This is a genomic window from Acinetobacter sp. YH12137 (genome assembly GCF_013418535.1).
Taxonomy (GTDB): domain Bacteria; phylum Pseudomonadota; class Gammaproteobacteria; order Pseudomonadales; family Moraxellaceae; genus Acinetobacter.
Genome location: NZ_VPBW01000085.1, coordinates 1 through 1,573, shown reverse-complemented (window position 1 = coordinate 1,573; position 1,573 = coordinate 1). Strand labels below are relative to the sequence as shown.

Here is a 1,573-nt window from a genome sequence, read left to right as displayed (position 1 = left end):
TTCGTACAAGCTGTTTTAACCGGCACTCTTTCAAAGCGACTGGGTGACCGCGGTGTGTTGCTGCTTGGAATGGGCGCTGATATGTGCGGGTTTTTATTGCTGGCTTTTATCACGCAAAGCTGGATGGCGGTATTCTCAGGAACGGGTCCTATACCAGGAGCAATTCAAGAATTGCAACAGCAGATTTTTACTGAATGGTTACCAACTTCAGGTTTTGAATATGCTGAATTGCCAGATATCGAATTATATTTAGATGCTAATCCTCAGAATGCACAGTTCCAAATATGGCTCCCGATTCGTGCAAAATAAAAAAGTTGTGGCAAGTTTTTTGCCACAACTTTTTTTGAATAAAATGACTCTTAGTATTTTATAACTGACAATCAGCATATTAGATACTATAGTTGTTGTTGGCCTTTTAATTTGTTATAATCATATTGAGAGTAATTAGGAAAAAAGGAGCGTGGACAGATGACTAGAACGTGGTTTATTACTGGTGGAAGTAAAGGAATTGGTTTTGAGACAGTAAAATTAGTATTAGAAAATGGCGACCAAGTCATTTCTTTTTCTAGAACAGAAGGAAAACTCAGCAGGTTAAAAACAGAATATGGATCTTCTTTGCTGATCTGTTTAGGCGATATTGAAGAACGAGACATGGTAGTAGCCGCTGCTGCTAAGGGAGCAGAAAAATTTAATGGCATCGATATTGCTTTGAGTAATGCGGGAATGATGCTTGGAGGAATGATTGAGGAGACAACAGAAGAAGAGGCGCGTCAGATAATGAATGTAAACTTTTTCGGTTCTCTTTGGACGGCTCAAGCGGTTTCTCCTTTTTTGCGAGACAAATCAGGTCGTTTTATCCAAATGAGTAGTATCGGGGGCATCATGTCTTGGATGACTTCAGGTCTATACAGTGCTAGTAAATTTGCGGTAGAAGGATTGACGGAAGCTTTAGCACAGGAACTGGCTCCTTTTGGTGTTCATGTGACTATTGTTGAACCAGGAGGTTATTGGACAGATCTTTACAAGAAACTGCATAATAGTAAACGCTTGCCGGATTATCAAGAACTGCATCAACAAATGGATGCCTTCGCAAAAGAACAGGAGGGTCAGGCGACAGATAGTGACCCTATATTAGCAGCAAAGACAATCTTAAAACTTGCGGCATTGCCTGAACCACCACTACGTCTAATATTAAGTGATTCTCTTTTTGATGGGGTGATCGAAGCAACGGAAAATAAAATCGCCGGGTGGAAAGCAGAGGAGAGCCTCAGTCGGGAATCAGAAAAATTGATTCCAATGCCTGAAGGGTATTTAGCTGATAAGTAGATGACGACAGGAAAGTGACAATAAAAAATGAAAGAAATCATTGAAGAAATTCAAGCATACAAACCTTTTACACAGCAAGAAGCAAATGATCAAAAACTTTTTCTAAAACAAATACAATTTACGTATAGGAAGAATAAACGCCCTTTTCACCCAAGTCCAACAGCTTTGGACCGCAGTTGACTCTTTCGACACCCCTGCGATGCAACCCAATCCGGCTGACGGGGAGCCAGCAACGCTGAAAATTTAC

Annotated in this window: 3 protein-coding genes; all 3 read left to right on the top strand. The window is 40.6% G+C overall.

All coding sequences use genetic code 11. From position 1 onward, the window contains the following. On the top strand, positions 1-309 hold a 309-nt coding region (locus FTU72_RS16545; protein WP_180053115.1), incomplete at its 5' end, for a GyrI-like domain-containing protein. Positions 310-468: 159 nt separating this feature from the next. After that, positions 469-1,326, top strand: coding sequence for an SDR family NAD(P)-dependent oxidoreductase (locus FTU72_RS16160; protein WP_120366351.1), 858 nt, complete (start codon positions 469-471; stop codon positions 1,324-1,326). 27 nt (positions 1,327-1,353) lie between these two features. After that, positions 1,354-1,506 carry a hypothetical protein gene (locus FTU72_RS16155; protein WP_180007116.1) on the top strand — a complete coding sequence of 51 codons (153 nt, stop codon included), beginning with the start codon at positions 1,354-1,356 and terminating at the stop codon, positions 1,504-1,506. The last annotated feature ends 67 nt before the right edge of the window (positions 1,507-1,573 follow it).

Coding starts and splice junctions, on each gene's coding strand:
- FTU72_RS16155 (WP_180007116.1), top strand. CDS start 1,354: ATGAAAGAAATCATTGAAGAAATTCAAGCATACAAACCTTTTACACAG.
- FTU72_RS16160 (WP_120366351.1), top strand. CDS start 469: ATGACTAGAACGTGGTTTATTACTGGTGGAAGTAAAGGAATTGGTTTT.